The sequence below is a fragment of the Lactobacillus sp. JM1 genome, from assembly GCF_009834385.1.
Taxonomy (GTDB): domain Bacteria; phylum Bacillota; class Bacilli; order Lactobacillales; family Lactobacillaceae; genus Lactobacillus; species Lactobacillus paragasseri.
The window spans coordinates 1,681,461-1,704,395 of sequence record NZ_CP044412.1 but is presented as its reverse complement, the minus strand read 5'-3'; the positions used below and the strand labels follow the sequence as shown (position 1 = coordinate 1,704,395).

General features: G+C 34.0%; 19 protein-coding genes. 13 read left to right on the top strand and 6 right to left on the bottom strand.

Going from position 1 to position 22,935, the window contains the following annotated elements; all coding sequences use genetic code 11:
• Nucleotides 1-10: 10 nt before the first annotated feature.
• The 3 genes from F3I00_RS08840 to F3I00_RS08830 form a co-directional block, all read right to left on the bottom strand.
• Nucleotides 11-487 (bottom strand): S-ribosylhomocysteine lyase, encoded by a 477-nt coding sequence (locus tag F3I00_RS08840; protein WP_020807585.1) that lies wholly within the window; start codon nucleotides 485-487, stop codon nucleotides 11-13.
• A 28-nt stretch (nucleotides 488-515) separates the two neighbouring features.
• Entirely contained in the window at nucleotides 516-1,616 is a 1,101-nt protein-coding gene (locus tag F3I00_RS08835; protein WP_020807586.1) for a vitamin B12 independent methionine synthase, read from the bottom strand.
• A 516-nt stretch (nucleotides 1,617-2,132) separates the two neighbouring features.
• Nucleotides 2,133-3,521: an L-cystine transporter gene (locus F3I00_RS08830; RefSeq protein WP_024273090.1), complete on the bottom strand. Its 1,389-nt coding sequence runs from the start codon at nucleotides 3,519-3,521 to the stop codon at nucleotides 2,133-2,135.
• Between the two features lie 409 nt (nucleotides 3,522-3,930).
• Between F3I00_RS08830 and F3I00_RS08825 the strand changes: the two genes are divergently transcribed.
• The 6 genes from F3I00_RS08825 to F3I00_RS08800 all read left to right on the top strand — a co-directional run bounded on the left by F3I00_RS08825 (nucleotide 3,931) and on the right by F3I00_RS08800 (nucleotide 10,260).
• The gene (locus F3I00_RS08825; RefSeq protein WP_003650022.1) at nucleotides 3,931-4,668 is read left to right on the top strand and encodes a PAS domain-containing protein; all 738 of its coding nucleotides are present in this window, start codon (nucleotides 3,931-3,933) and stop codon (nucleotides 4,666-4,668) included.
• A gap of 393 nt (nucleotides 4,669-5,061) precedes the next feature.
• Nucleotides 5,062-6,405 carry a 6-phospho-alpha-glucosidase (maltose-6'-phosphate hydrolase) gene (locus F3I00_RS08820; RefSeq protein WP_020807588.1) on the top strand — a complete coding sequence of 448 codons (1,344 nt, stop codon included), beginning with the start codon at nucleotides 5,062-5,064 and terminating at the stop codon, nucleotides 6,403-6,405.
• Between the two features lie 87 nt (nucleotides 6,406-6,492).
• Entirely contained in the window at nucleotides 6,493-8,379 is a 1,887-nt protein-coding gene (locus tag F3I00_RS08815; RefSeq protein ID WP_020807589.1) for an alpha-glucoside-specific PTS transporter subunit IIBC, read from the top strand.
• An 88-nt stretch (nucleotides 8,380-8,467) separates the two neighbouring features.
• Entirely contained in the window at nucleotides 8,468-9,277 is an 810-nt protein-coding gene (locus F3I00_RS08810; RefSeq protein ID WP_020807590.1) for a MurR/RpiR family transcriptional regulator, read from the top strand.
• Nucleotides 9,255-9,764, top strand: coding sequence for a hypothetical protein (locus F3I00_RS08805; RefSeq protein ID WP_020807591.1), 510 nt, complete (start codon nucleotides 9,255-9,257; stop codon nucleotides 9,762-9,764). The genes F3I00_RS08810 and F3I00_RS08805 overlap by 23 nt, the downstream gene beginning before the upstream one ends.
• A gap of 4 nt (nucleotides 9,765-9,768) precedes the next feature.
• Nucleotides 9,769-10,260, top strand: coding sequence for a PTS glucose transporter subunit IIA (locus F3I00_RS08800; protein ID WP_020807592.1), 492 nt, complete (start codon nucleotides 9,769-9,771; stop codon nucleotides 10,258-10,260).
• Nucleotides 10,261-10,329: 69 nt separating this feature from the next.
• Here F3I00_RS08800 and F3I00_RS08795 read toward each other — a convergent pair whose 3' ends face one another.
• The 3 genes from F3I00_RS08795 to F3I00_RS08785 all read right to left on the bottom strand — a co-directional run bounded on the left by F3I00_RS08795 (nucleotide 10,330) and on the right by F3I00_RS08785 (nucleotide 16,836).
• Nucleotides 10,330-11,094: an Rpn family recombination-promoting nuclease/putative transposase gene (locus tag F3I00_RS08795; RefSeq protein WP_020807593.1), complete on the bottom strand. Its 765-nt coding sequence runs from the start codon at nucleotides 11,092-11,094 to the stop codon at nucleotides 10,330-10,332.
• A 182-nt stretch (nucleotides 11,095-11,276) separates the two neighbouring features.
• Nucleotides 11,277-11,654: a large-conductance mechanosensitive channel protein MscL gene (mscL, locus tag F3I00_RS08790; protein ID WP_020807594.1), complete on the bottom strand. Its 378-nt coding sequence runs from the start codon at nucleotides 11,652-11,654 to the stop codon at nucleotides 11,277-11,279.
• Between the two features lie 133 nt (nucleotides 11,655-11,787).
• Entirely contained in the window at nucleotides 11,788-16,836 is a 5,049-nt protein-coding gene (locus tag F3I00_RS08785; protein WP_159311079.1) for a YSIRK-type signal peptide-containing protein, read from the bottom strand.
• Between the two features lie 472 nt (nucleotides 16,837-17,308).
• On the opposite strand from F3I00_RS08785, the gene pnuC reads away from it, so the two are divergent.
• The 7 genes from pnuC (at nucleotide 17,309) to F3I00_RS08750 (ending at nucleotide 22,923) form a co-directional block, all read left to right on the top strand.
• The gene (pnuC, locus tag F3I00_RS08780; protein WP_003650026.1) at nucleotides 17,309-18,079 is read left to right on the top strand and encodes a nicotinamide riboside transporter PnuC; all 771 of its coding nucleotides are present in this window, start codon (nucleotides 17,309-17,311) and stop codon (nucleotides 18,077-18,079) included.
• A gap of 71 nt (nucleotides 18,080-18,150) precedes the next feature.
• Nucleotides 18,151-18,687: a PAS domain-containing protein gene (locus F3I00_RS08775; RefSeq protein ID WP_020807596.1), complete on the top strand. Its 537-nt coding sequence runs from the start codon at nucleotides 18,151-18,153 to the stop codon at nucleotides 18,685-18,687.
• Between the two features lie 69 nt (nucleotides 18,688-18,756).
• The gene (gene pepT / locus F3I00_RS08770; protein WP_020807597.1) at nucleotides 18,757-20,034 is read left to right on the top strand and encodes a peptidase T; all 1,278 of its coding nucleotides are present in this window, start codon (nucleotides 18,757-18,759) and stop codon (nucleotides 20,032-20,034) included.
• 5 nt (nucleotides 20,035-20,039) lie between these two features.
• On the top strand, nucleotides 20,040-20,489 hold the full coding sequence (locus F3I00_RS08765; protein WP_003650029.1) for a DUF3290 domain-containing protein: 450 nt from the start codon (nucleotides 20,040-20,042) through the stop codon (nucleotides 20,487-20,489).
• A 7-nt stretch (nucleotides 20,490-20,496) separates the two neighbouring features.
• On the top strand, nucleotides 20,497-21,132 hold the full coding sequence (locus F3I00_RS08760; protein WP_003650030.1) for a DUF421 domain-containing protein: 636 nt from the start codon (nucleotides 20,497-20,499) through the stop codon (nucleotides 21,130-21,132).
• A 15-nt stretch (nucleotides 21,133-21,147) separates the two neighbouring features.
• On the top strand, nucleotides 21,148-21,957 hold the full coding sequence (locus F3I00_RS08755) for a hypothetical protein (RefSeq protein WP_020807598.1): 810 nt from the start codon (nucleotides 21,148-21,150) through the stop codon (nucleotides 21,955-21,957).
• Nucleotides 21,958-21,960: 3 nt separating this feature from the next.
• Nucleotides 21,961-22,923, top strand: coding sequence for an exonuclease domain-containing protein (locus tag F3I00_RS08750; RefSeq protein ID WP_003650032.1), 963 nt, complete (start codon nucleotides 21,961-21,963; stop codon nucleotides 22,921-22,923).
• Nucleotides 22,924-22,935 lie beyond the last annotated feature (12 nt).

Below are 22,935 nucleotides of genomic sequence, written 5' to 3'. Positions count from 1 at the left end.
TCAAAAATAATTATTCTACAACGTTTCTTTCAAATGGATCATCAGAAATACCCTTTTCTAAAATATCTCTTGACCATTGTTTAGCAGAAAATAGAGAATGGTCGCGATAATTCCCACAAGATTTAATAGTAGTGCCAGGAACATCCTCCCATTGAATATTATCGCGAATTTCTTCAAGTGCTTCCTTAAGAGCCTTAGCAACATCTGTAGTTGATGGGGTGCCCCAAACTAAGAGATGAAAGCCTGTTCGGCAACCAAATGGTGAACAATCAATGTAGCCGTCAATGCGATCACGTAACAATCCAGCTAGCAAGTGCTCGATAGTATGTAAACCTCCAGTAGGGATGGCATTTTCATTTGGTTGAACTAAGCGAAGATCAAAATTACTAATCTTGTCACCTTTTTTACCTTCTTCAACAGTAATTAGGCGAACATAAGGTGCCTTAACTTTAGTGTGATCTAATTCAAAACTTTCAACTTTACCCATAATAAATTTCCTCCTTATAAAATCTTTTTTATTTCCAAATTTTATTAGCAGTATCAACTATTAGTTTTATCTTTTTCCACTGGTCAGATTCAGTTAGAATATTGCCTTCTTCTGTTGAAGCAAAGCCGCATTGTGTACTGAGAGCTAAATTAGTTAAAGGAACTAGTTTGGCGGCCTCATTGACTCTTTGAATAATTGTATTAGGATCTTCTAGCTGTCCATTTTTTGATGTAATTAATCCCAAAACAATTGTGACGTCATCCCGGTTGTTCCAGATTGTTTTAATTGGAGCAAAATCTCCAGCACGGTCATTGTCGTATTCTAAGAAAAAGCGATCATAATTTAATTGCGCCAAATACTTAGCAATTGGTTCATATCCGCCTGAAAAAAGAAATGTAGATTTAAAATTACCACGACAGATATGTGTAGCAACAGTCAGATCATCTGGTAGATTTTCTAGTGACTTATTAATTACATACACCGAATCTTCCGCTAATTGAATATATTTTTCATGTTCCTTAGGATCATTTTTGGATTCGTTCAATTTACTGATTAAAAAAGCCCAAGTTGTGTCATCAATTTGAAGATAGCGACAACCTAAGTCGTAAAAGTGCTTGATTGTTTCATGGTACGCTTTAGCCAGATCATCAAGATAAGCTCGTTTATTATTATAAAAATTAGGCCAATTGTCTGATCGATTATCTCTAAAAAGCAGTGTAGGGGATGGGATAGTTTGTTTAGGAGTCACATTAGTATGCTCTTTAACAAACTCAAACGCTTTAAAGAATGGATGCTCGGGATTATAAGCTACTTTGCCAGCTAATTCTGCATTATCTGTTCTAGTTTTAGCGCCATGGAACTTGTAGCTTTCGTGATAATCATATTTTTTAACGCCAGTTAAACCCCATAAAAAATCAAGATGCCACCAACTGCGACGAAATTCGCCATCAGTTACAGCTTTTAAGCCTAAGTTTTCTTCTGTATGAATTAACTTCTCAATTTCTTGGTTTTCTACTTGAGTTAGTTCAGCTTGCGAAATATCTCCGTGATTAAATTTATCTCTAGCCTGTTTTAATTCTTCCGGTCTTAAAAAACTACCAACAATGTCGAAATGTGCTAATTCTGTCATAGTAATCTACCTCTTAATTTTAACTAATTTTTTCACTTAAATGTTTTTTGAGGATCCACTAACCAGAGGATCATATTTAAGTAGCACATTCGATTAAATACCCGTTCGTTAAAAATAATATTCTTATTTTTCATAATGATCCCTCCTTTGACAAAAAATAAATCGGCAAAAGAAAAAGCGTCCTTAGTATAGCTATTACACTACACTAGGGACGCTTAATACGTGTTACCACCCTATATTCAAACCAATTTCACAATCAGTTCCTTAATAAGTACTCCAAAATATGGAAGACTCAGACGTGATAACGTACGTCAATCGTAAATTGCTTACTTTAAATAGCTCGCATTTTAATTTAGCTCCAAGACCATCTTCTTCACTCTAGCAACATCGGCTTACACCTGTTCCGACTCTCTGTGAGATGCATTAAGTGCTTACTCATCTTTTCTAAGCTTTAATTAATTTTGTTGTCATAATACTACAATGACTAAATAATAATGTCAAGAATATTTATAAAAATTATTCAATTTCAGTATCTACATCATCTTTTTGATTATTAAAGATATTCCAATCTAATTCACCAGTACGCTTAGCAGTAATTACACCAGCGACCATCGAATCATTAACATTAAGAGCAGTTCTTGCCATGTCAACGATTGGGTCAATAGCAATTAAAACTCCAAGCACTGTAACTGGCAGGTTAAGTGCTCCAAGTACCATTAAAGTAGTAAATGTTGCACCGCCACCAACACCGGCAACGCCGAAACTTGAAATAACATCAATTACAACTAAGGTTAAGATAAATTGCCATGAGAAAATATTAACTCCAACAAGGGGAGCAGTAATTGCTGCAACCATCGATGGGTAAATACCTGCACATCCATTTTGACCAATAGTTAGACCAAAGCTAGCGGCAAAATCAGCAATTGTATCGCTAACACCCATTGATTCACGTTGAGTACGAACGTTAAGTGGCAAGCTACCACCACTAGTTCTAGAAGTGAAGGCAAAAACTAAAACTGGCCATGCCTTCTTGAAGTAAGTAATAGGATTAATTCCATTAATTAAAAGTAAAACAGCGTGAACAATGAACATAACTGCAATTGCAACATAAGCGGCAACGATGAAGACTAATAATTTACTCATTGTTGCAAAACTGTTAGTTGCAGTAGTTCTAGCAATTAAAGCAAAGATTCCATATGGAGTGAGTTCAAGTACAATTTTTACTATACGCATGATAACTGCGCGTAATGCCTGGATGCCACGTGCGAAAGTTGCAGCAACTTCGGCTTTTTCTTTCTTAACTTGTAAGAATGCAATTCCGACAAAGATAGAGAAAACTACAACTGCAATTGTACTAGTTGAACGCATTCCTGCAAAGTCGGCAAAAATATTTTGCGGGAAAAACGAAGTAATTTGTTGCGGTAAAGTTAGGCCTTTCAATTGTTCTTGATGGTCCTTAATTGCACTAAGAGCAGTTGAAGAAGCAGTCATTCCCTTAGCAAAGCCAGCTCCGCCTAAATTAAAAATTGCAACACTGCTAAAGCCCAGGAATGAAGCAACTGCAGTAGTTCCTAGCAAGATAGCTAAGACACTTGTAGCAATTTTTCGGATTTTAGTAGTCATTTTTAATTGCGTAAAGGCACCAACTAATGAAACAAAGATTAGTGGGATAACCAACATTTGTAATAAGGAGACATACCCATCTCCAACAATTGAAATCCAATCAATACTATTTTTTACAATCTCGTTTTTGGCACCAAACATTAATTGAATAGAAACTCCAAAGACGATTCCAACGACTAATGAGAGAAATACTAGCTTGGTAAATCCCCAATTCTTTTTATGTAAGTAAGCCATGCCAGCTAGAATAGCGACGGCTACTAAAACAATGAGAGTAGTTTGCAATTTATTCAACCCCGATTCTAAGCAAACCAAAAAGAGCCATTGGCCTAGTGCCAACAGCTCTTGAGAAAAATCATAGTTATAACTTTGAAAAGCTAGTTTCTAACTAGAGAAATTCCTGAAGTGAACTAATGACTGTACGCCAAATAATTGCCAAATTTTTTGACAATTACAACAACAAGAATTTGCTTGACGTACATTAAACATAATCATTAGCTTCTTTCTTACTTTTCACAAGTTATAATATCTTATAACTTACTTTTAGTCAACAATTAATCTTAAAAAAATAATATTCCATAAATATATATTATGCTAAAACAGTATATAAAATATTGTATATAGACATTGAAAGCTCTTTCTTTAGTAGGTATAATCAACTTGAGAGTAAATAAGTTTTATGAGGTGAAGTAAAATGGCAGAACCTAAATGGTTAAAAGATTTAAAAGAAGAAGATTATCTTAAAGAAGATTTTGATGCGACTGGTAAATCACGCTACACTGTTGAAGGTATAGACAAAAATGATCCAGAGTGGTTAGATAAGGCAGCTAAGAAAGTTAATGCAGCTGAAGGTGATGACTATGTAAAGCTGGATGCTGGTCTTCTTACGGTTAATCAAATTAATTGGATGCTCCGTCGTACGTTTGGCGAATTGACTTATGTTGATGATAATAACCAATTTTTATGGTATAACAAGCCAACTGATCCAAATAAAAAGATGCTTGCTGGTCGTACTCCAGACCAAGTTGGTGATACTATGGGAGCAGTTCACCCTCATATTCGTAATGTTATTCCTGAAGCTAAGAAAGTTATCTATGCTTTAAGAAATAAGGTAGATGGACACGATGAAGTTAAGATGCCAGTGCCAAATGGTAATCGTCATAAGTTGATTTTGCATGATTATAAGCGAATTGAAGACGAAGATGGTAACTATATGGGAACTTATGAATGGGTACAAGATATTTATCCATTTGTAAAATATTTCTGTGAAACTACTGGTCAAAAGCTGGTAGATGATCCTGACGCAACCACTGGCGCAACTTATAAGAAAGATGAAGTTGATACTGCAACTAGTGCGTCTAAGCACGAAGAACACGTAGAAGAAAAGAAAGAAGCAAAACCTGATACTAACTCTGGTGCTTCGGAATATTAATTGAATAATTTTTAGATTTTAAAAAGCCTACTTTTTTGAAGTAGGCTTTTTCTTTTGCTTGTATGTAGATAAGGAGTAACTGCTAAAGGGATGTCTATTAACTAATTAGTATGATGAAATATCACATCAATGGTAAATACCAATTGATAAAATTTGTATTGTTAAACAGTATTGATACGTAATGTTTTTAATTAAACTGATGGATGAAATATATTTCAGTATTTGACAAGAATTTTTGAACAAGTGAAATAGAATTCTTAAGTGTTGAAATCGCTTTCTTTAATAGACTGGGAGCGGTATAAATAATGTGTAAGCTAGCTGAGAGGAAAAACAAGGAAAAGTTTTTCGAGATATATCTTATAAAAGAGAATCACAAAAGGGAGTAGAAACTGTATGACTAAAGATAACCGTAAGTTTTCAGTTGTTATTGCTGGTGGTGGTAGTACATTTACACCAGGCTTTGTACTGAACTTATTACAGAATCAAGATAGATTTCCATTAAGAAAGTTAAAATTCTACGATAATGACGCAGAACGTCAAAAGAAAATTGGGGATGCAGTAGCAATTATTATGAAAGAAAGAGCTCCAGAAATTGAGTTCGAATATACTACTGATCCTAAGGAAGCATTTACTGATGTTGATTTCGTTATGGGTTCAATTCGTGTTGGTAAATACCACATGCGTAGTTTAGATGAGAAAATACCATTGAGATATGGAGTTAATGGACAAGAAACTACAGGACCCGGAGGAATGGCATACGGTCTTCGTTCTATTCCAGCAATTATTCAAATTATTGACTGGATGGAAGAATATTCACCTAATGCTTGGATGATTAATTATTCTAATACTATTGCCATTGTTGCTGAAGCATGTCGTCGACTTCGCCCACATTCAAAAGTTATTAATATTTGTGATATGCCAATTGATATCATGACAAGAATGGCACAAATTTGTGGCTTGAAAGATTATCATGACTTAGATTTCAACTATTACGGCTTAAACCACTTTGGTTGGTGGAAAGGTGTTTGGGACAAGAAGACTGGAAAAGATTTAATGCCAGAACTTAAGAAATACGTTTCAAAGAATGGTTACTGGGTAGGCGGTGATTTTGATAAGGATACTGAGCCTAGCTGGGAAGCAACTTTTAAGAAAGCAGCTGATTGCTATGCTTTGGAACCAAATACTTTACCAAACACTTACATGCAATATTATTACTATCCACAATATGAAGTTAAGCATGCAGATCCGCATCATACTCGTACTGATGAAATTCGTGAATATCGTCAAAAGATTGTATTTGGTGAGTGTGAACGAATCGTTAAAGAAGGTACTGCCGAAAATAATATGTGGGATCGTAACGCAACTCACTCAGAATATATTGTTGATATCTGTCATGCAATTGCTTATAACACCGGAGAAAAGTTCTTAGCAAATATTCCAAATAATGGTGCTATTTCAAATATGGATCCTGATTCAATCGTTGAAGTTCCTTGCTTGTTTACCTCACATGGCGTTGAACCAATGGCAACTGGTAAAGCTGGAATCTTCCAAAGAGGCTTGATGATGGAACAACAAACTTGTGAAAAACTAGTTGTTGATGCATACGAACAACACTCATATGAAAAGATGTGGGAAGCATTTGCACTTAATAAGACCGTTCCAGATGCACTTGTTGCTAAGAAGATACTTGACGATATGATTCCAGAAAACAAGCCTTACTGGCCAGAACTGAAATAGGAATTTAATAGATAAACGATTTATTAAAGGGGGGACTTGTTAATGCTGTGGTTTAATAGGTCCTTCTTTTTGTGAGGTGAATGAATTATGATGCAGAAACTACAAAGATTTGGGGCGGCAATGTTCGTACCTGTCTTGCTTTTCTCGTTTGCCGGTATTGTGGTAGCTTTAGGAAGCTTATTTAACAATGCGACAATTTTTGGATCATTAGCTAATCCTACGACTGGTTGGTATAAAGTTTGGGATACAATTTCCGCTGGTGGTTGGACTGTATTTAATCAAGAATGTCTATTATTTGTTGTTGGATTGCCAATTGGACTAGCAAATAAATCACGCGGACGTGCTGCAATGGAAGCTCTTATTACTTACTTGACTTTCAACTATTTTGTTGGAGCTATGCTAAGTCATTGGGGTGCTTTCTTTGGAGTACCAAACTTTAATAAGATTCAAATTACTGCTAATGCGACTAACGGTGGTTTAACTGAAATTGCCGGTATTAAGACACTAGATACTAATATTGTCTTCTCCCTAATTATTGCTGGTATTGTTGTTTATCTCCATAATCATTACTTTGATAAGAAATTACCAGAATGGCTAGGTACTTTTCAGGGGTCAACTTATGTTTACTTCTTAGGGTTCTTTGTAATGATCCCAGTTGCATTTTTAACTTGTTTAATTTGGCCTAAAGTTCAATTAGGTATTAACAGTATGCAACACTTTATTGTAAGCAGTGGTTTTGTAGGAATTTGGATTTATTCATTTTTGAACCGTGTATTAATTCCTACCGGACTCCACCACTTAGTATATATTCCATTCCAGTTTGGACCAGCCGTGGTTGCTGGTGGACTTCAACCATATTGGTTAAAGCACTTAACAGAATATGCTGCAAGTACAAAACCTTTATCACAAATTGCTTCTGTAGAAGGATTTCAACTTTACGGTAATGAAAAAGTCTTCTTAGTACCATTTATTTGTTGGGCTTTCTATGCAACCGCTAAGAAGAATAAGAAGAAACAAACCTCAGCATTGCTTATCCCAGCTGCACTAACTTCTGTTTTTGCTGGTATTACTGAACCTATTGACTTTACTTACTTGTTTGCTGCCCCAGTACTCTGGATTGTATATTCAGTTATGGCTGCTACTATGAATACGGTTATGTGGTGTTTTGGTTTAAGAGGACTTATGTCAGATGGTGCAATTGGTATTGCGTCAATGAACTGGCTTCCACTTTGGGCAAATCACTGGCACATCTATGTAATGCAATTTATTGTCGGAATTGTATTCGGTCTTCTTACTTACTTTATTTTTAAGATAATGATTGAAAAATTTAACTACGTAACTCCAGGCCGTGAAGCTGATGATGAAGATGTTAAATTAATCAATAAGAAAGAATATAAAGAAAAGATGGCTCAACAAAAGGCGGCTCAACAAGCTACTGGTGTCGATGCTTCTGATCCATATATTGCTAGAGCACAAGCTTATCTAGAATTATTAGGTGGACCAAACAATATTGAAGAATTATCGTCATGTGCTACTAGATTACGTGTAACTGTAAAGGATCCAGATAAGTTGGGATCAGATGCTCAATTCAGAGCTAATAAAGCTGTTAATGTTGTTCACCATGGTAAAGCTATTCAAGTGATTGTTGGTCTTGATGTTGCGCAAGTCTTAGAAAGAATGCAAACATTAATTGAAAAAGCTGGTCAAAGTACAAAGGTAAGTCAAGAACAAGATCCAGAAGTTGAACAAGCTATTGGATTTATTGATCTACTTGGTGGTCGTGATAATATCAAGAAATTAATATCGTGCTCAACTAGAATTAGGGTTGAAGTCTATGATCTATCTAAAGTTGCAGATGATGCTCACTTTAAAGATTTAGGAGCTCATGAAGTTACTCGTAGAGACAATGAAATTGATATTGTTATTGGCTTAAATGCAGATAGTATTGTTGATAAAATGAAAGAAAATATGTAGTACTCCAAACGCTTTTTAGACTAGTCTTATGTTATTCTAGTAGTGTAATTATGATAGCATTTACATTACTGGGGAGATTAATGTAACAATGACTGACTTGAAAAGACGCGTTTGGGAAAAAAACGGAGAGTTAAGTGAATCTGAGAAAGAGATTGTTAGATTCTTATTTTCAAATTCAACATTATGTAGCCATTTGAGCTTAGCAAAACTAGCAAAAAAATTGTATGTTTCAGAATCTTCTATTTTTAGACTGTGCAAAAAAATAGGTTTATCAGGCTACAGTGAATTGCGGTTTGAATTATCAGATTTAACTCATGAAAAGAAAATGAATACGATTGATATTGCAACTGAAGTAGAAAATGCAAGTCAAGAGGTGCTGAATTACTATAACACGTTAGACTTAGAAAAGGTTTTTTCTGATATTGAGCGCGCAAATACGATTTATTTATATTCAACAGGTTGGTCTCAAGAGTTAATAGCAAAATATTTGGCTCATGAGTTATTCATAATCGGGAAAAGAGCTGTAATTCTTCCATCGGCAATTGAAGAACTAAGAATAGTAAGTAGACGGGCCGTAGAGGAAGATATGCTGTTTATCATTTCTTATAGTGGTGATAATATTCAAATCCGCGATGAAATAAGTAAGATAAAACTTTTGAATAACAAAATAACGACAGTATCATTTACAACCTTGCGCCCAGCAGAGTTGATCTCATTAGTAGATTATAGTTTTTTCTTCCGTACCTTGAAGTTTAAAAAATTTTCTGGAGGGGAAGAAGAGGCTACCAATGACGCCTTTAGTCCTGCGTATACTTTCATTGACCTTTTGATTGCTAAGTACTATCAGTGGGAGGAACAAAAAGGAGAGTTAGATAATGTGGACTATGACGAAGAATAAAGTAACTGATTTTTGTGATCAGATTATGGAACGACTACGGTTAAATATACGTTCTATTTTGAAGTGGTACTCAATTATTCTACTTGTTGCTCCGCTACTTTTTTGGGGACTGCTTGAATTTAGAGTTGTAATGACGAAAGTAAGTTTGGCAGATATGTTTCATAGTCAGCCCACGATAGCTGTTTCCGTCATTGTTGCCATTACTGATTTTCTTTTAGGATATTATTGCTGGATAAAGAAAGATAAGTTAGTCAATAGTACCAAAGAACTAAAAATTTTTTGGATTTGTCAGTGTTTCTGTCAGTTGCTAGTAGGCAATATTATTTGTTTTCTATTAAGTCTTTTTGGCTTACGTGCTTTACATAGTTTTAAAGTTACAGACAGAGCAATAGCGTATTTTAAGACAACTATTATCATCAGTACAGTATTGTATGTTTTGTGTATTCTTTTGCTGGGTTTAATTGGATTAAAAGATTTAAGAGGTTAGAGAAATGTTTAATTTTTTTAAAAAGAAAAATAAAGGATTAGAAGTAGATGCCGCTGTTGATGGTGAATTAATACCAATTACCGAAGTAAAAGATGATGTGTTTTCTACTAAAATGTTAGGCGATGGTTATGCTATTAAGCCTACTAGTGGAGAAATTCATTCACCAGTAGAGGGCGACATATCTACTTTATTTCCTACTAAGCACGCTATTGGTATTAAGACCAAAGAAGGATTAGAAATCCTTGTACACTTAGGAATTGATACAGTGGAGTTAAATGGGGCACCTTTTAAGATGGAAATTCAAAAGGGAGATCATGTTACTCCTGGTCAGTTGCTTGGAACAATGGACTTAAAACAAGTTACTGATAGCGGTCGCGATGATTCTGTAATTGTTGTTTATACTAATATGGATTTAATTGAATCTATTACTCCAGTTCAAAAAGGATCTATTAGTTCTGGTGATAAGGTACAAATAATTACCTTTAGGAAAAATTAGACTTTAGTTTAAATACAAAAGACACTCATGACTTAATTTTTTATAGAGTCATGGGTGTCTTTTAACTATCTAATTATTTTTAATAAATTGTTTTAATTCTTCTTGAGAAAAATATGCACCATAATCATCAGTTAATTGTTTTAATATGAAGTCATTACTAGCATTTAATTTTCTACTGAGGTTAATCATCTTCTTAATGGCATCAATTCGTTCTTCTTCTTTACCATTTTTTTCGCCGACATATCGCATGTCATCAAGTTTCATTTGATAATCCATGAGTTCTTTCCTTCTTTCTGGATTGGTTTTGTATTTCTCAACATCGCTTTGTAGCTTTTGAATAAAGCTATCATTTGTATTAATTTTACCACGCATTAGATCGAAAAATCCTTGGAGACGTGGCGTGATTTTTCCTTTTGTTCCACTTGCATTAAGTAAAATTAATTTTTGACCAATATTTAGTGGATCATGTTTGAATCCCTTGGTGTTCCAAGTCGTATCATAGCGATACTGATCAAGTCCGAGAGGATCAGTTGGCAGAATTAAAATTAAGTACGTAGTAGGCAAATTGCGATAATTTTCACCTTGCATAAACAGACTTTGATCCATCATTGAAAAATAATACCGCATTCGCTTTCCTAAAAAGTCTGGCAGAGTCATTTGTAATTCAATATCAAAGACTCGGCCCTTGTCGTCTGTAGCGTAGATATCTGGAATAATGCTATGCATAGCAGGATGAAACTTTAATCTTTTCTGCGTTTCAAAACTAGCAGTTTGAATATGCAATTCAGGTGCAATTGCCTGCAAAAGATCGCGGCAATTAGTTCCTTGTTCCATAACCCAGCTAAAGATCGGATCAGCAGTGATATCTGCTTCATCAACGCGCTTTCAAGCTCCTTTTTGTTCATAGAACGCTCCTTTAAGTGTATTAGAGAAAGATCTCTAATTTAAATTACGCAAAAAGGAGTTTTATTTTTTGAAAAAGATGCATCCCTCAAATATTTAAGGGATGCAGTAATCTATTTAGTTTTTTCTTGTAATAAATCACGAATTTGACGAAGATATATTTCTTCATTAGTTGGTGTTGGATCGTCTTCTTCAGTTTCTTTTTTAGGCATCATTTTATTGACTAATTTAATTAAGAAGAAGACAACCAATGCGATGATTAAAAAGTTAATAATTGCATTTAAGAAGCTACCATATTTGAATGTGGCTTCACCGACAGTAAATTTCAGATTTGATAAGTCAATCTTACCAATAAATAATCCGATGAGGGGATTAATTAAGTCTTTAACTAATGAATTTACAATTGCGGTAAATGCTGCACCGATAATAACTCCGACAGCTAAGTCCATCATGTTACCACGAGAAATAAATTCTTTGAATTCTTTAATCATTTGCTTTTCCTTTCTAAAAAAGTAGCTATTAATTAAAAATTATACCGAAAGTAATTAACTTCTCACTAGAAAAATGCTTTTAGAACACAAAAAAACGTTAGAGTTTTAATCTAACGTTTTTGTTGAAAAGAAATTAATTCTTTCTCTTTCGTTTAAGTTCACTGCCAACTAGACCAAGTAAGAATGAAGTAGCGCCAAAGGCTAAACCGATTAGGCTAGCATCATTTGGCTTAGCGCCAGTTTGAGGTAAGTTGTTTTCTTCAGTCTTCTTAGTTTCGTGACTAGCAGCGTTTGTTGGTAAAGCTAAATGAGAAGAAATAGGTGATTTTGTTTCGTTGTTCTTTCTTACTAATTGGGTTTGTGTTGATTTAGCTGGTTTAGCAAGTTGAACCGGTTTAGTAGGTATAGTTGGTTTAGCAGGTTGAACCAGCTTAGTAGGTTCGGTTGGTTTGGTAGGTTGAACTGGAACAGCAGTGTAAACAACTTGGAACGAAAGGTCACTACTATTTGGTTGAACTGCTTGTGCAGCAATTTGTTTTTGATCGGCAGTATAGTTCTTAATGACTGGTGAAGTAACTGCGATAAAGGTATTAGAAACTGGAGACCAATCATTCAATTCTTCCTTGTCGGTTACCAAATCAAGCTTTCCAGTTTGGGTAAATTCTACAGAAGTATTATAAGTTGGTGCAGCTTCTTTGCCGTTATCATAAATATAGGTGATAGTTTCGTTAACAGTCTTAGAATTATCGATCTCTTTAAAGGCGTGTTTAAAGTGAACATCATAATTTTGATTGTTAGGCTTTTCATCATTATCAAAGAAAATGTTCTTTTGATCAGTTGGATCACTGATTAAAACGTAATTATTAGCTACGTATTTATCAATTGTATCTTTAGTAGAATATTGTGAATTTGTATTAGGCTCACCAGATAAGCTCTTAGTTTCTAATGTTTTACCAGTAGTATCATCAATATAAGTTATATTAACATTTTCAGTTAATTCATACGGAACTTTAACCATAAATTCTGTACTGTTTGCTAAAGATTTAATCAAATCTTGATCCGTCGTAGCATTGAAGGTTAGTGGAGATACTATTTGATTATTAATTTCAAACTTCTTGGAAACAGGTGTAGTTTGAGTAATATTAGTAGGATCAATCTTATAAACAGTTGAAAATGTCACTGGTAGAGAAACAGCGTGACTATTATTTTCTATTGTCCATGTTTCCCAAGAAACTTGATTTGTAACCAAGTCTTTTTGTCCATTTCTAGTGAAACCGGTATTACCTAATTCAATAGTTTGGAGAGCTTGACCTTTCTTAGGACCATTTTCGGCATAAAGGACAACTTTTTCAGAAATAGACTTATTTTCTTTAACGTCATTTGTCTTATGAGTAAAGTGAGCGATGAAGTACTGGTCGACTTGATCATTAGTATCAAACTTGCCGTAAGTTACATCAGACAACGTATCGCCTGACAACTTAGTAGTTATATTTTTAGGATCATTACCTACGTTTACTGCAACAAAGTTATAGTTTGAAAAATCGTAATTGGATGGAATAGTAAATGAGATAGTAGATTTGCTTGTTCCATCTGTCTTAAGGTCTTTAGCAAAGTCAATGAATTTTCCTTCAGTATCATCATAGAAGCGAAGAACAGCACCTTGCTTATCAGCATTGTAGATGACTGTCTTCTCAATATTTTGAGAGTTATGGTCAACTTTAATAGCATCAATTTTAAGTTGATCTGGAGTATAGCCAGAAATTGTTGGAGAAGTGACTGAAGCGAAAGTTTGTGGAGCAGACCATTTTGTATCAGTTGTGCCAGTAACTAAATCTTTTGTACCAGTTTCAGTGAAAGTGAGCTGGTTAGTAGCATCTTTAGCAGCTAGGGAACCATCTTTATAAATATAGTGAATAGTTTCGGTAACTGTCTTCTTATTAGAAACAGGACCGATTCCATGTTTGAAATGAACTTCATAATTTTGATTATTAGGAAGTTCGTCGTTGTCAAATGAAAGAGGGGCTTGATTGGTTGGGTCGCTAACTAGAACGTAGTTTTGAGCGACATATTTATCAATAGTATCCTTAGTTGAATAATTGGCTTCTATATTAGGCTTACCTGATAATGACTTACTCTCTAAAGTTTTTCCAGTCGTGTCATCAATATAGTTAACTGTAATATTTTCAGCTAAAGTATATGGAATAGTGACGTTTAGATTAATAGTCTTATCATTACTCAATTCTGATGTTTCAAATGGCAGTTTAAGTGAAGAGTAGTCGAACACTTTACCATCTTTTGTAGCTTTAACTTGAGCTAAATCTAATGAATAAATTTTTTCTTGGTTATCAAGACCACTAACTTTTTCTGGTAAATTAAAGTTTTCAATGAATGCTTTATCAGGTATCCAGTTAGACCATTTAGTGTTTTCACCTTTAGGATCATTGACAAGGTCTACAGTTCTAGTTCTTGTGTAAGTAATTTTTTGGTCAATTGGAGAAGTTGCAGCATCAACCACTGTCTTACCTGCGTGGGGACCATTTTCATAGACATAGTTAACTTTTTCTGCAACTACAGCAGTTTCATTCTGATTATCTAATGCATGCTTAAAATGAAGAATAAACTCTTGATCCTTAGTTTCATCATTATCGAAGTTTCCATAAGCGATCTTTGAATAATCAGAATTTGTGATAGAACCATTACCAGAAACACCGGTAAAGATGTAGTGATTGTTCTTTAAAAAGTTAACGATACTATCTGCATCAGTAAATGAGATAGGCTGCTTGCTTGAATTATTGTCTAATTCAGAATAAGTATCAGTTAATGAGGCCTTCTGTCCATTTTTGGTTAAATAATCAGATAAGTTTTGATTTTCAGTATCATCGTAGAAAGTAAGGCGTGCATGTTCTGGGGCATAGTAATGAACTGTGTAAATTAATGGAACATTATTTTCAATAGTAATCTTACCGTCATTGTCGATATTTAACTTAATGACTGGGATTTCATCTTTATCAACTAAGGTATAATTCTTATCATTTGCATTAGGTGATTCTACAGCATTGAAACTGGAATCAGGTTGCCATTTTTCCCACGTAATGTGGTCGGTAACTAAATCGTTAGTTCCAGTGCGAGTATAACTTACAGTCTTATCATAAGGATTTGCGGCCGTTTTTCCTTCTTGAGTACCGTTAGCATAAACGTAATTAATTGTTTCTTTTATTGTCTTTTTGTCGCTAACTGGTGTAGTACCATGGTAAAGGTAAACGTAATACTTAAGTGATTTATCTTTGATATTAATCTTTTGACTGTTGTAGTTATTTTCTAAAGAATCTGTCTTAAAGTTTTGATTACTTATATTGTAATTTTTCAGATTCTTGCTGAAATCACTTGATTCACCGTTAGTTGCTTGTTTATCTAACACGTAGCCTTGTTTCTTAAGATCATTGATAATACTGCTAGTTGGGTTATCAACAGTAGAATTAGTTTTAGCAATAATTGATCTTACAGTATCTGGAATTTCTTTATCGGTGTTTTCGTCAATGAAGTAGATTCTAACAACACGATCAACTGCAGGATCAAATTTGAAGTCGGTATAAGTTTGAGTAGAGGTATTAGTTGTACTTCCTGAACCGGAGTGTTTCCAATCATTTTCATTAACAATTGGAGTAGTAATTGAAGGCCCCACACCGGAATCTGGATTACTTGCCCAATTGTCAATAGCGTTAGGGTTTAATAGGGTATCTAACTGAATAAAGTAAGGCCCCATTGTAGAATAATCTACGCCGTTAACTGTAAAATTGCCTTTTTGATCAATAGTAATTTGTTTTTTGTCGCTAGAAATTGAGTCTCTTAAAAATTTTTCAAAGTTGGTGTCTTCAGGAAGAGTTGCAAGGTTACCATAGTACTTATTAATTGGTACTCTTTGACCCTCAGAATCAACGACTTCCATATCTGCTGGAATCTTGAAAGCCTTAATAGTAGATGGAAGAATTTCTTGCCCATTATTAAATTTTATGTTAGCTAAAACATTCATTAATGGATTTAAACTTGGATCTTTAGCAGAACCATAATTCCACTCAAGTGCGTATTGCATTAGCCGAGCAGATTTCTGTTTATCAGCAGGAACATCTGCCGCAGCACTTGGTTCTGGTCCATAATAAGTTGCACCATTTTCGGTATAAGAACCATTATTACCAGGATAACCGTCTTGCCCAGGGGTTCCAATTAATTTTGGTCCCATAACAAAACCGTGAAGAATTTCTTTGGTTACAACTAAATCTTTATATGGAGTAATCTTGATTGGTAAGTTTTGAGTAAATTTTTGGTTATTAAATAAAGTTACGGTAACAGGTAAATTGAAGTCTGGGTAAGTACCGTGAATGTCCTTATATTGCTTAGTTGCGTCATTATCAGCTGTAAAATAAAAGGTTGGATTAAAATTTGATAGAATCCCATCATCACTACCAGTATAAGTAAAAGTAAAGATTTTATTGGTATTTGTTTGTGATGTGCTTATCTCAAAGTCGTTAATCTTAGAAGGAGGAGTACTAAAGCGTAACAAGTTATTAGTGGCAGCGATTGAAACTGTGATTTTTTGTCCATTATTAATAGTAATGGGGTTCTCTTTATTTTGATTAATATGAACTCTAATTGTTCCTTGAGTAACATTAGCCATTATTGACTTATTAGCGTCATCACCTGTAATACTTACAGCTGTAGATTGATTCTGATCAGTGGTAGTTTGAATTTTTTCTTCAAAATTAATTGCTTGAGCTGATGCTTGTGTAGTGTTTGCTTTTTCTGACTTAGTAGCTAATAAGTTAGTTTCTTGCCTAACAGTAGTTCCACTATTTTTACTAGTTTGATTTACAGAAGTTTGTTCATTATTTTGAACAGGTTTAGTGCTAGTTGTGGAATCTTCTGTAGCTTTAGTTTTTTGAATATTTAAAGTGCGCGATTTGAGAGAATCGGAAGTACTTTCTTGGCTAGTAACATTTTGATTTGTAGTGTCTACTTCAGCAGCATGCGCGGTATTAGAACTTTCTAAAAAGAATGTTGTACCTAATGCAACAGTAACTAATCCAACTGAAAGTTTTCTAAGGCTAAACTTTTCTTTCCCATTAAGCTTAGCAATAAAAGATAAATCATTCTTATGTGACATTTCTTTTTCCTCGATTACAATCATTTTATATATAAAATAACAATTTTGTTTTCCAACAAGTTATTATAACTCAACTTTAAATAATGAAATCAAAAAAGATTGATTAATCTGAATATTCATATTATTTTTGATAAAAAGTTGCTATTAATAGCTTTAAAAGGCAAAGACTATAAATTTTATACCATAATAAAATAAGCACCTAATTAAAAAACGTTATTAAAAGAGGTATCAAAAAAATAAATTGGAACGTAAAGTTATGCTGATGATGCAAGCTGAAAGGTCAAAAAAATATTAAATTATTCGAAAATCCTAATGACTAAGAAAAGAAAACGCTTTATTTAACTGGAAGGAACGCCTACCGCATATTTACCTAAAGATGTAAACTCTTGTTTTGAATTTTTTGACTACTATACTAGATACAGATGCTTTTTTGAGTAAAAGGCGGATAAGGCACAATATATGGTGTGACCTAATATAGAGAAAGAGGAGTTAATGGATGGATAATTCAACATCATTACAAGAAGATCATAAGGAAAGAAAGGATAATTACTTTGTTTGGCTATTTAAGCAATTACATGGCTGGCCAGTACAAAACTATATGCTTTGGTTCTTTGCCTTTGGGTTTCAATTGGCTATTTTGATTCAAAACAAAATTACTACTTTAACACTAATTACTTTCATTGGTACTCTACTTGGAACATTATGTGTGTTAGCAATCAATGCTACTAAGGCAATTAATGGTTGGCTTGGTTTGATTTCGGCAGCTTGTTTTATTTATGCAGGTTTAGCTGCTAAAAATTACTTATCGATTTTTGAGCAAATTGCTTATATTTTAACTTTAGACTTACCAGTTATTATTTCAGTTAGATCTTGGAATGATGATACTAAGAACCATTTACGTAAATTTGGTGCTAAAGAATGGATTATTGCAATTGTTGGTACCTTAATTGTGTATGCAGTATCAGGTTACTTAATTGGTAAATTTACTAACGATCCACGTCCTTGGATTGATGCAATTAGTTTCGCTATTTCATTAACTGCTGGAATTATGTGTTTCTTACGCTACAACAACCAATACTTCTGGTGGACTGCTAGTGGAATTTTTCAATTAATTCTTTGGGGTGTAACTTACGCACAAGGAGATGCAACTTTAGCAATGGCAGTTAACTCCTTAATTTATGTTGTTAATGACGTTTTGGCCTTTACTGTTTCCCCTTGGTTTAATATGGGAAGAAAGCGTGAAGGATTAAAAGCTATTAAAGACTAATAAAAATCGAAATAAGTTAAAATGAGCATGTCGAGTTTCGGCATGCTTTTTTGTTTGTGAGGTATAAATAGATGAATGAAAAGTGGAAAAAGAAATTGGCAAATGCAGCAAATAATGATGACTATGTAAAGCTAAATACGGGCTTAATGAGAGTATCAGATTTAAATAATTATTTATCATCTTTTCCTAGTAACTTGCTTGCTTTTAATAAATTGGGAAAATTTACATATTATAAACAATTGCCGGGAATGAACTATAATCCACCAGAGCTTGGAGAAAATATTATTTCGTTGGGTAAAACAGAGCAAGAAAAGAAACAGTTAGAGGAAGTCTTCCACAAATTAAGCACAGGTCGGGAAAAAGAATTCCGCTTTGCGGACCAGACTAATACTCAAAAGAGGTTTATGGTGGATAGTTATCGTGCTGTTTTTGATAAAAATCATCAATTTTCAGGAATTAATGAGAGTATTCAAGATATTTATCCACTTGTGGAATATTATTTAAAGGAAACTGGGCAAAAATTAGTTGATGATCCAAATAATCCGAATGGTGAAGTTTATCGTAAAAATCAAGAAATTGATGCCGAAAGTGGAGCGTCTGAATTATAGAAAATTGACATAAGCATATTTTTCCTTAAAATATAATTAAAATATCTAGGAGAAGGGAATGTAGTTAAAATGGCTGTAATTGATCAAGCGTATATTCAAGATAAATTTATTGAATATTGTAAAGTAAACACGCGCTCAGATGACCAAAGTAAAGAAGTACCAACAACACCTGGACAAATTGAATTGCTAAAAATAATCGAACAAGAATTAGAAAATTTAGGCTTAGAAAATATCTCTTTTTTTAAAAAAGATTCATATCTTGTTGGAAAACTACCTGGCACAGTGAGAGATGAACAAGTTACTCCGATCGGTTTTGTGGCCCATGTGGATACAGCTGATTTCAATGCAGAAAATGTTCAGCCGCAAGTACATCAAGACTACAATGGAAAAGATATTGTATTAAAAGAAGGTCGAGTTTTGTCCACAAGTGAATTTTCTAGTTTGAAAAAGCACTTAGGTGAGACTTTAATTACTGCTGATGGAACAACCTTGCTTGGAGCGGATGATAAGGCCGGAATTGCGGGTTTATTAGGAATGCTCAAATATTTAAAAGGAAATTCTAGCGTAAAGCATGGTGATATTTGGGTTGCTTTTGGTCCTGATGAGGAAATTGGCAAAGGAGCAGCTCGTTTTGATGTTCAACGTTTTCCAGTTGAGTTCGCTTATACTCTAGATAATGGAGATCCAGGTGACATTGCTTTTGAAACTTTTAATGCAGCAGCTGCTACAATTCATTTTCATGGTACAGTTGTTCATCCCGGAGAAGCATATGGCTTAATGGTTAATGCCGCTTTGATGTCTAGTGAATTTATCCAAGGCTTGCCAGCTGATGAGGTCCCAGAAAATAGTAAGGGCTTTGATGGCTATTTTATGGTTTTATCCAATAACGGTAATGTTGATCATGCCCAAATTCAATTGATTATCCGAGACTTTGATACTGATGGCTTTGAGAAAAAGAAAAAGTTAGTCACAGACCTAGTGGATAAGTTAAATGAAAAATATGGAAAAGATCGCGTAACCTTAGAGTTACATGATCAATACCGTAGTCCTGGTGATTTAATTAAGAAACATCCTTATGTTGTAAATTTAGTTTTACATGCCTATGAAGTTCTAGGATTAAAGCCTAAAATTATTCCATTTCGCGGTGGAACAGATGGAGATTTTATTTCAGAAAAGGGCATTCCTACACCTAACTTATTTAATGGTGGTGCGAACTTCCACGGGCCATATGAATATGTAACAACTGAGAGTATGGCATTGCTTTCTAGAACTTTGATTGAAATTGTTCGGCAACATGTTTTATTAAATAGTAATCGTGATGAACGTCCATTAAAGAGAAAGTATTAAGTTAAATGAATTTTTATACAATAAATTATATTCAAAGTCACCAAAACACTGATCGGACGGCCTTATATATCTTAATGATTGTAGCAGCTAGTGCGATGATTATTTTTACTATTCTTTATTTGCGAGATCGTTTTAATACCAGGTATCGTGATTTAGGAATCATCGCACTTTTATTTTTGGTATTATTTGCTGGTACTCAGTATGAAAAATATATTCAAAATAATGAGCAAAAATCAAAGGCTGCTCAAATTGTTCCTTTTATTAAGTCAATTGCAGACGATGCAAATGTTAAGAAAAGCGATGTAATGGTAAGTTCGACGACCTTGCAAGATGGAATGATTATCCGAATCGATTCCAAAAATGAAGATTATCAATTGAATTTAAATGAAGATAATAATAGTTACACTTTGACTCGTGCTCATGTAATTGATCATCATGTATATGTACAAAAGTAGGTAAAAGATGGATTATACACAATTATTTATTAAGTTTGCTTTAGGGATCTTAACTCTCATTATTCAGATTAACGTTTTTGGTAAGAGCAATTTAGCACCAACTACAGCATTAGATCAGTTACAAAATTATGTCCTTGGTGGAATTATTGGTGGTTTAATTTATAATTCCAGCATTACAATTATTCAGTTTTTACTCGTATTAGTGATTTGGACTTTAGTAGTTTTTATTTTGAAGTTTGGACGTGAACGTAGTAATTGGGTTCGTAATTTAATTGATGGAAAACCGGTTCAAGTGATAAAGAATGGTCAGGTCTTAGTTGGAAATTGTATGAAGGCGGGTATTTCAGCTAATGAATTAATGTTTAGATTGAGGAGTCGAGGAATTTATTCAGTTGAAAAAGTTAAAAATTGCATTTTTGAACAAAATGGGCAGTTAACGGTAATTGAAAACGATGAAGATAATATTCGCTTTCCAATTATTAGTGATGGTCAAATTAATGATGACGTTTTAGATTTAATTCATAAATCTAGTGCTTGGCTTGAACAAGAAGTAACTAAAGCTGGTTATAATAGTATTGATGATGTCTTTTTAGGAGAATATATCGAAGGAAAACTACGTTTGGTTGGATATTCTGAAAAATAAAAAGGAAGAAATAACATGAAAGATTTTAAACAAATACAAAAATGGCTAGCTGAAGCAGATGCAGTAATTGTTACTGCTGGTAATGGCTTTGCACAAATGGAGGGGCTTGATATGTTTGAGGACGCGGCTTTTCCAATTGAATATCAAGCAGTAAGCAAAAAATATCATGTTAAAACTATTGCAGATGCCTTAGACAAAAATTTTGATTCCTGGGATGAAAAATGGCAGTTTTGGAGTCAGTTAATTAATGAATATTCAGTTGAATATGAACCAAGTAAGGCAATGAAGCAATTAAAAGAGCTCTTAAATGGAAAGAACTATTTTATTGCGACCAGTGCTTTTGGCCACTTTTTTGAAACAGCGGGATTTGAGCAAGAGAAAATTTTTGATGTTTTTGGCGATTGGACTAGAATGCAGTGTTCTAGTGGATTAAACCATGGTACTTACTCTGATTTGTCTGTTGTAAAGAGATATATTAATGGACAAGGCGAGATTCCGCGCTGCGAAGATTGTGATTCACCAATGGAAATTCATATGCCGCTTAATGCACATTTCTTCCCAGATGAAGATGCTAATACAAGATTTCGGTGGTTTTTAACTAGAAATCAAACTAAGAAAGTTGTGGTTTTAGAATTAGGTGTTGATCCAACTAGTCCACAATTGCTTGATCCAATGGTAAAATTAGTAGAACAATTTAAAGATTGGCATTATGTTGCAGCCGATTTAAGTCAGGATGAATTACCTGATAACATTCAAAAAAGAAGTGCCGGGTTAAGGATGGCGCTTCCTGAAGTGATTGAAAAAATTTCTAAAAATGAAGGTTAAAAAATGAGTATTTCAGTTATTCAAGGTGTGCTACGAATTCCAGCTGCTCAAGATAAAATACGTCAAAAAGGAATTGAAAAGCCTGGTTTTCCAGAAAACTATACTTTAATTGATGTTGAAACTACTGGTCTTAGTCCATATCGTGATCGAATTACCGAAATGGGTGGCTTGAAAGTACGTCATGGAGAAGTAGTAGCAACTTTTTCAGAATTAGTGAAGTTTCCTGATAATAATAAGGTACCTGCTTTTATTACTAAATTAAATGGAATTGATGAAGCAGCTATTGAAGAAAAAGGATTACCAGTTCAAGAAGCAATTAAGAAGTATCGCGAATTTATCGGCAGTGATCCAATTGTTGGCTATAATGTAAATTTTGATTTGAACTTTGTTTATGATTTAGCTGAAAAGTATCATTTGACAGTTTTAAACAATGACTATGTAGATGTTTACCGTTTGGCGCGTAGCTTTTATCCACAAGAGCGACATAATCGCTTGCTTGATTGCATGCATCGAATGAATATTGCAGAGAACCAAGAACACCGTGGTTTAGATGATTGCTTAGATACTAAAAAGGTTTTTGATGAGTTTCATAAACTATTTAAACAAGAGCATATGCTTAGAGCACAAGAGGCAGTTAAAACTTTAGATTTAACTAGTGAGTGGCCTGATATTGTTAAGCAAACGCAAGCTTTTCGCAGTCCTTTTATTCATAAAAAAGTGGTAATTGCTGGTGATTTAGACCTAGATGAGTATGAATTAGCTAACGCAGTAAAAAATCTAGGCGGCTTTATTCAAGAAGAAGTGGGGCAAGATACGGATTACGTTCTAGTTGGTGATCACGATTTCTTCAGAACAGATGTTACTGAATTAAATAAGGCAAAAGCTCTGAAAAAACAAGGGCAAAACATTAGAACTTGGTCAGAGAGCTTTTTCTTAAATGTGCTTGATAATTGGGCACGTAGTTAAAAATCTAGATAC

What these genes read in the sequence shown, in the direction of transcription:
- F3I00_RS08805 (WP_020807591.1), top strand. Translation starts at nt 9,255, where the DNA reads ATGTGGACTATGACGAAGAATAAAGTAACTGATTTTTGTGATCAGATT.
- F3I00_RS08825 (WP_003650022.1), top strand. Translation starts at nt 3,931, where the DNA reads ATGGCAGAACCTAAATGGTTAAAAGATTTAAAAGAAGAAGATTATCTT.
- F3I00_RS08750 (WP_003650032.1), top strand. Translation starts at nt 21,961, where the DNA reads ATGAGTATTTCAGTTATTCAAGGTGTGCTACGAATTCCAGCTGCTCAA.
- F3I00_RS08815 (WP_020807589.1), top strand. Translation starts at nt 6,493, where the DNA reads ATGATGCAGAAACTACAAAGATTTGGGGCGGCAATGTTCGTACCTGTC.
- F3I00_RS08820 (WP_020807588.1), top strand. Translation starts at nt 5,062, where the DNA reads ATGACTAAAGATAACCGTAAGTTTTCAGTTGTTATTGCTGGTGGTGGT.
- F3I00_RS08835 (WP_020807586.1), bottom strand. Translation starts at nt 1,616, where the DNA reads ATGACAGAATTAGCACATTTCGACATTGTTGGTAGTTTTTTAAGACCG.
- pepT (WP_020807597.1), top strand. Translation starts at nt 18,757, where the DNA reads ATGGCTGTAATTGATCAAGCGTATATTCAAGATAAATTTATTGAATAT.
- F3I00_RS08760 (WP_003650030.1), top strand. Translation starts at nt 20,497, where the DNA reads ATGGATTATACACAATTATTTATTAAGTTTGCTTTAGGGATCTTAACT.
- F3I00_RS08775 (WP_020807596.1), top strand. Translation starts at nt 18,151, where the DNA reads ATGAATGAAAAGTGGAAAAAGAAATTGGCAAATGCAGCAAATAATGAT.
- mscL (WP_020807594.1), bottom strand. Translation starts at nt 11,654, where the DNA reads ATGATTAAAGAATTCAAAGAATTTATTTCTCGTGGTAACATGATGGAC.
- F3I00_RS08795 (WP_020807593.1), bottom strand. Translation starts at nt 11,094, where the DNA reads ATGGAACAAGGAACTAATTGCCGCGATCTTTTGCAGGCAATTGCACCT.
- F3I00_RS08755 (WP_020807598.1), top strand. Translation starts at nt 21,148, where the DNA reads ATGAAAGATTTTAAACAAATACAAAAATGGCTAGCTGAAGCAGATGCA.
- F3I00_RS08810 (WP_020807590.1), top strand. Translation starts at nt 8,468, where the DNA reads ATGACTGACTTGAAAAGACGCGTTTGGGAAAAAAACGGAGAGTTAAGT.
- pnuC (WP_003650026.1), top strand. Translation starts at nt 17,309, where the DNA reads ATGGATAATTCAACATCATTACAAGAAGATCATAAGGAAAGAAAGGAT.
- F3I00_RS08765 (WP_003650029.1), top strand. Translation starts at nt 20,040, where the DNA reads ATGAATTTTTATACAATAAATTATATTCAAAGTCACCAAAACACTGAT.
- F3I00_RS08785 (WP_159311079.1), bottom strand. Translation starts at nt 16,836, where the DNA reads ATGATTGTAATCGAGGAAAAAGAAATGTCACATAAGAATGATTTATCT.
- F3I00_RS08800 (WP_020807592.1), top strand. Translation starts at nt 9,769, where the DNA reads ATGTTTAATTTTTTTAAAAAGAAAAATAAAGGATTAGAAGTAGATGCC.
- F3I00_RS08840 (WP_020807585.1), bottom strand. Translation starts at nt 487, where the DNA reads ATGGGTAAAGTTGAAAGTTTTGAATTAGATCACACTAAAGTTAAGGCA.